This is a genomic window from Bradyrhizobium campsiandrae (genome assembly GCF_014529705.1).
Taxonomy (GTDB): domain Bacteria; phylum Pseudomonadota; class Alphaproteobacteria; order Rhizobiales; family Xanthobacteraceae; genus Bradyrhizobium; species Bradyrhizobium campsiandrae.
Map to the genome: position 1 here is coordinate 21,260 of NZ_JAANIH010000093.1, position 6,000 is coordinate 27,259.

General features: G+C 65.8%; 6 protein-coding genes and 1 pseudogene. 2 read left to right on the forward strand and 5 right to left on the reverse strand.

Features of this window, described 5'->3' with window-relative positions; all coding sequences use genetic code 11:
- Window positions 1-98 precede the first annotated feature (98 nt).
- Together ybaK and G8O24_RS39190 are read left to right on the forward strand one after the other, a co-directional pair.
- Window positions 99-572: a Cys-tRNA(Pro) deacylase gene (gene ybaK, locus G8O24_RS39185; RefSeq protein WP_188107859.1), complete on the forward strand. Its 474-nt coding sequence runs from the start codon at window positions 99-101 to the stop codon at window positions 570-572.
- 222 nt (window positions 573-794) lie between these two features.
- Complete coding sequence (locus tag G8O24_RS39190; protein WP_188107860.1) at window positions 795-1,763, forward strand: helix-turn-helix transcriptional regulator; 969 nt, start codon at window positions 795-797, stop codon at window positions 1,761-1,763.
- A gap of 51 nt (window positions 1,764-1,814) precedes the next feature.
- On the opposite strand, the gene G8O24_RS39195 is transcribed toward G8O24_RS39190, so the two are convergent.
- The 5 genes and pseudogenes from G8O24_RS39195 to G8O24_RS45780 form a co-directional block, all read right to left on the reverse strand.
- Window positions 1,815-2,261: a hypothetical protein gene (locus tag G8O24_RS39195; RefSeq protein WP_188107861.1), complete on the reverse strand. Its 447-nt coding sequence runs from the start codon at window positions 2,259-2,261 to the stop codon at window positions 1,815-1,817.
- A 2-nt stretch (window positions 2,262-2,263) separates the two neighbouring features.
- Window positions 2,264-3,595, reverse strand: a complete 1,332-nt coding sequence (locus G8O24_RS39200) for a YadA family autotransporter adhesin (RefSeq protein ID WP_188107862.1) — start codon at window positions 3,593-3,595, stop codon at window positions 2,264-2,266.
- A 289-nt stretch (window positions 3,596-3,884) separates the two neighbouring features.
- On the reverse strand, window positions 3,885-5,543 hold the full coding sequence (locus tag G8O24_RS39205) for an autotransporter family protein (protein ID WP_244646291.1): 1,659 nt from the start codon (window positions 5,541-5,543) through the stop codon (window positions 3,885-3,887).
- Window positions 5,544-5,555: 12 nt separating this feature from the next.
- Window positions 5,556-5,606 (reverse strand): annotated as a pseudogene (locus G8O24_RS45775) (hypothetical protein); the annotation flags it as partial.
- Window positions 5,594-5,767 (reverse strand): hypothetical protein, encoded by a 174-nt coding sequence (locus G8O24_RS45780; RefSeq protein WP_368736645.1) that lies wholly within the window; start codon window positions 5,765-5,767, stop codon window positions 5,594-5,596. The gene G8O24_RS45780 and the pseudogene G8O24_RS45775, both read right to left, overlap by 13 nt.
- Window positions 5,768-6,000 lie beyond the last annotated feature (233 nt).

The following is a 6,000-nucleotide window of genomic DNA, read 5'->3' on the forward strand; positions in this document are numbered from 1 at the left end:
AAATTGCTTGCAGCGTCGGGCAAAACACCTGTATAAGGGCATGATCACCAACCGCGCCCCGGCTTCGCCGCCCGTAGCGACGGCGGCAAACGTACCCCATGTCCAAAGTCACCCCGGCCACCCGCGCGCTCACAGCCGCCGGCGTTGCCTTCACCGTCCATGCTTACGACTATGATCCTGACGCCGAGAGCATCGGCCTGCAGGCCGCAGCCGCTCTCGGCGAGGACCCGGCGCGCGTTCTCAAGACATTGATGGCACTGGTCGACGGCAAACCCGTCTGCGTCATCGTCCCGTCCGACCAGGAAGTCTCGATGAAGAAACTCGCCGCTGCCGTGAGCGGCAAGTCGGCGCAGATGATGAAGCCGCCGGAGGCCGAGCGCGTCACCGGTTACAAGGTCGGCGGCATCAGCCCGTTCGGGCAGCGCAAGCATGTCAGCACCGTGATCGAGGGAAGCGCGCTGGCGCATGACCTCGTCTATCTCAATGGCGGCCAGCGCGGCTTGCAGGTGCGGATGAAGCCTGCCGATGTGCGGGATGTCGTGAAGGCGGTCGTGGCGAACGTGATCGCCTGACGGCCCTCGAGACAACGAGATCGACTGCGCTGGCTCTCCAGGCTCGATTAGCTCGAGCCGATGCGGTGCGATGCTTCTCAGCCATTCATAGGCGCGCGAGTCTTCGCCAGCTTGGTCTGGACGGCACAACGTCTGGACGGCGCGGCTCTGCACTTGCAATTTGAACGGATGCTGCTGTGATGCGACATATCGTTCGGCGCACCACGCGCCTTGGAAGTGCCCATGGAAGTCGATGATCACGAGTTGGTCAGACTGTTCGTCTCATCGGAGCCCTACGCCGAGAGCGGACAGCTCGATGCGTTCCGCGAAGTCTGGAGCCGCAAGATGCTTCGATATGAACTGGAGCCGATCGATGGCCATCCGCTTCATTTCGATGCGGTGATCCGCTCGCTTCCGGATCTCACCATGGCGAGCGGTTCGCGATCGCCGATGCGCACACGCCGCGCCAATGAGCACATCGATCACGACGATTTCTTCCTGGTGGTGTTCACGGAAGGCGCCGGCGAGCTGAACGAGCGCGGCCGCGTGGCCAACATAGGCGCCGGCGAGGCCGTGCTGTCGTCGAACGGCTCGCCTGCCAGCTTCGTCATTCCGACCTCGTCCCGCACCATCAGCTATCGGTTCAGCCGCGCGCTGCTGCGTCCCCACGTTCGCAATCTGGATGATCTCGTCGCGCGACCGTTTGCGCAGGACGACCAGATGCTTCGCCTGCTGGTCGGCTATTCCAAGGTGCTGAACGATCAGGACGCGCTGGCGACGGCGGGCCTGCGCCGCGCCGTCAGCGTCCACATGCACGATCTCGCAGCACTGCTGCTCGGGGGCAAGGCCGAACCGCCGCTGAACCAGGGACTCCAGGCCGCACGGCTCAAGGCCGTCAAGGACGAAATCCTGCTGCGCCTCACCGACAGCGATCTCTCGGTCGATGCGATCGCCGGAAGCCAGCAGGTCTCCGAGCGCTACATGCGCAAGCTGTTTGCGGCCGAAGGCACGACCTTCACCGATTTCGTGCGCGAGGCGCGCCTTGCTCACGCCCATCGACGGTTGACCGACCCCGGCCAGTCGCATCGGCCGGTCCAGGCGATCGCCTATGAGAGCGGCTTTGGCGATCTCTCTTATTTCAACCGCACGTTTCGCCAGCGCTACGGCATGACGCCGTCGGAGGCGCGCGAGCGCGCGCGGCAGGATGGTTGAGGCCGGTTGATCGCGTTCGGTCCGCCGCCGTGAGGGACTGTTTTACCGTGGTCAATGCTGCGCGGCGGCGGCGGGTTTCGCGACAGCGGCAATTGCAGGCGGGGCGGCCCTGAAGCAACTAATCGTTCCGATCACGTTGGCTCCATATTGCACGAAGCCGCCCTGCGCTGGCGGCGAATGCGCGGCCGTGATCGGCAGATAGATGTAGCAAGCGGTGCCGTCGACCGGATCACGCCAGCGCTGGATCAACGTGTCCTGCAGCGGGCCCGCGAACTGGCGCTCGAGCTGCATGTGCGGCAGCCTGGCCCACTCGCCGGACGGCTGCTGCAGCGGTTGCGCTGCTTGTGCCGGCTGCGCGGCTTGGGGCGGCTGCGCGGCTTGGGGCGGCTGTGCGGCTTGGGCCGGAGCCTGCGGCGCTTGTTGGGCCATGGCAGCAGGGCCAGCCATCGCCGCCGCAATGCTCACCAGCCCCGCGAGTCTGGCCTGGCGGGAATACATCGTCAGTTCAACGTCCAGGAGCTGCCGATGGCGGCGCCGTACTGGTTGACCTGCGGAGTAGCGGTGAACGAGGCGTTCACGCGCCACTGACTGTTGATGGCATAGCCGAGGCCGGAGGCAAGGGCGCTCTGGCCTCTGAAGTTGCCGACCGCCGCGGCCACCGAGAGCTTGCCGGGCCGCGGGTCGTACTGCAACGCGCTCGAAGCAAGCGCCAGTGCGATGCCGGCGCGGGCTTCGGTCTGGTTGGCATTGATCTGATTCTGCAAGCCGGTCGTCCATCCGGTCGCGAAGCTGTTGAGCTGTGAGACGTTCACAGCATCGGTCGGCGCGATGCCGGCGGCGACATTGGTGAGCCGTCGCTCGTTGCCTGACGAGCCGAATGAGATCGTGTTCGGGGCGCTCGCGACCGAGCCCGAGCCTATCGCGACCGAATTGGCGGCGGTGGCCTGTGCGCCGTTGCCGATGGCAATGGCGTTGGCTCCGGTCGCAAACGCGCCGTTGCCGGCGCCTCCACCGGCGTTGCCGCCGAGCGCAATGGAATTGACGCCGAGCGCCTGTGTATTGGCCCCGAGCGCAGTGGAGTAGTCGCCGCCGGCGCTAGAGGACGCACCGAAGGCACTGCCGGCGGTTCCAGTCGCGATGCTGCCGGCGCCGTAGGCCGAACTGGTGCTGCCGGTTGCAGCACTCCCGGCGCCTGTTGCGGTGCTATTGGCGCTGCTCGCTGTGCTATTGAACCCGGTCGCGGTGCTTGAAAGGCCGTTGGCCTTGCTGTTTACGCCGATTGCGATGCTCTGCGAGCCACTCACGAAACTGTTGGCTCCGAGCGCGGTGCTGCTTGTGCCGGTGGTCCAGCTGTTGGAGCCGATCGCCGTGCTGTTGTCTCCGATCGCCTTACTGCTGTCGCCGTTCGCGGTGCTGTTGCTGCCGACCGCCTTGCTCAGGTTGCCGGTCGCAGTGCTGCTGATGCCGCTGGCAACGCTGTTTGCACCGCTTGCAGTGCCAAAGTCCCCCGACGATGCGCTGCCAGCGCCGATAGCAACGGCATCGGTGCCGTCCGCGCGTGCGCCGGTGCCGATCGCCGTCGAAAAACCGCCGTTCGCTGCGGCTCCTGCGCCGCAGGCGGTATTGAGGTTGCTGCCGTTGTCGGATCCCGCCGGATCAGGTCCGGCGCCGCCATTGTTGCACTCTACGGCATAGGCGGTCGAAGTCATCAGCATTGGCACGGTCAACAGGGCGCATACAGTCATGATCACTCTGGCCTGCTTGCGCAGGAGCGCATAGCCGACCAAATCCTGTCGTGAGGAGCCACAAATCGTGCCAACTACCAACGTCATCGTTCGCTCCGCTAGGCCGGGGCGCACCGGCTCAAAAGATTCAGGTCACTCGCCGGCCATTGCCGTCCAAAGGCGCCCGACGTGTGATCGGTCAGGACCGACGCGAACAATTTACCGAGGCAGGTCGGATCCGCTTGGGCCGGACGGCATTCCGAGCGGACGGGACGGCACGTGATCAACAATTTGAACGGCTGTTGCTGTTTAGCGACAAACCACTCTGTGCTTCGCGGGAAGCAGGCCCCGAGAAACTGATGGTCGCGAAATACGCTTCTGTCATTCGTTTGCCCCTTCACCACGCATAGCGCACGACGCCCTTGCCGGCATAGGAGCGGGTGACTTGCGAGAACTCGCCCTCGAAGGTCGCGGCCGCCGACCAGCCGTTCAGCCATTTCATCTCGGCCGATGCGGTCGTGAGTGCGGAATCGCGCGCCTGCGCCGCGCCGTTGACGACGAAGCTTGCGCCCGGCAGCGCCTGGAAGGTCGCAGCGATCGTACGGTTCGGATTGAAATCATGCGCCCAGGCGAGGCGGCCGCGCAGCGTCAGCACGCCGCTCTGCTGCGCGAAGGATTTGTCGCTGCGCAGGCCGAGCTCGCTGCGCGCATCGGTCACGTCCTTGGCCGCGTAATTGAGCGCGAAGGCCGGCGCCCCTGAAATCACCTGCTCGGCATAGGACGGCAGCTGGAACGTGGTGGCTTGCGCGGCCGCATAGGGCGTGAGACCGACGCCGCCGATCCACGGCGCAACGAAGCGATAGCCGCCTTCGAGCCGACCGGACCATGCATTGGCGTTGAACTCCGCGCGCAGCCGGTCGGCGCCCGTGATCGTCACGGTGCGGTCGGTGGTCACGTCCTGCCAGCCATAGGCGAGTGCGGCGGTGACGTAAGCGGGGCCGCTGGTGTGATGCACATAGGCGCCGGCCTGGAACAGATCGGAGCGGCCGCCGCCGAGCCCGCTGACGCCAAAACTGGTGCCGCCACCGGAGAGCGCAAAGCCGGCCAGCGTGTTCGGCGAGATCAGATAGTCCGCACCGACGGCGGTGCCGAAGATGCGGCTGGTCGCCTGGTTCGAGCCGACGATCGCGTTGCCCTCGGTGGTTTGCGTGCCGCCGAATCCGGCTGCCCACACGCTCCAGCGCTGTTCGAACGGGCGCCCGCGCAGCGGCGCCTTGGTGAACATCGCATACGCGTCGGCGCGGCCGTCATCCGCATACCCGGTCGGGCCCGCAGGATTGTCGCAACGATCGCGCGTGACGGCCGAGGAGCTACAGCCGGCATCGCGCATGAAGGGATCGGTCATGAGGCCCATGAACTGGCTCATGGCATCGAAGGTGGCCTGCTGCGAACCGGTCGCGCTCTCGCCCGAGGCCTGGGTCAGCCCGGCCGGCGAGAGGTTGGCGTAGACGGCCGGAATGCCGCCGGTGGAATTGAAGAAGTTCACCAGGCCATTGGCGACATTCTGCTGGTTGATATTGAGGCCGCTGGCCGGCGCCAGACTGAGGTTGAGATAGGCATTGTTGCTGTCGTAGCTCAGAACAGTCGTGAAATTGGCCGGCAGGTTGGTGTTGACGAGCGAGCCGAAGGTGCCGCTGACGCCGCCTGCCGCGCTCAGGATGGTGTATCGCTTGCTGAAACTGCTGCCGCCGGCGAACACTGCCTTCACCGTCGCGCCGCCGGGCGTCGCGGTGCCGCTTACGTTGGTGCTGGCCGCTGCCGATGGCGTGACCTGCACGAGGTAGATCGCGCCGGACTGGAAGGCGAGGTTGCCGGTGATCGTCAGCGTTCCCGTCGGATTCGCAGCATTGCCAGGCGCGAGCGTGCCCCCGCTCGCGATGGTGGTGGTGGCGGGATCGACGATGCCGATGCCGGAGAGCGTGCTGCCCGTATTGACGATCACGCTCGATGACGCGGCGATGGAGCCATCGACCTCGAGCGTGCCGCCGACGACCATGGTCGCGCCGGTGTAGGTGCTGACGCCGGTGAGGGCGAGCCGTCCCGTGCCTATTTTGTAGATCGACCCGAGCCCGAAACGACCTCGCCGAACGTCGTGTCGGTGGACTGGTTGAAGGTCAGCGTGCCGGCGACGGAGATGCCGCCGAGAACGCCCGCCGATGCGGTGCCGAACGTGATGAAGTTGGTGCCGCCGGTGAGGATGATGGACTTGGCACGTGTCACACCATCGCCGGCGAGGCCGCCCGCGATGACGCCGCTGTCGGTGATCGTAAGACCTGCGCCAATGACGCCGGCACCACCCGCACCGTTTGCGCCATTGCCGGCGCCGCCGAGGCCTCCCGTGCCGCCCGCGGCAGCTCAGGTTTCGGCGAGCTGGAGCGGCGAATTCAGACGACCGTGTTCTCCACTCCGGAAATCGGCCATGTCTGAGATCGCAACCCCAAAATTCGTTCGGG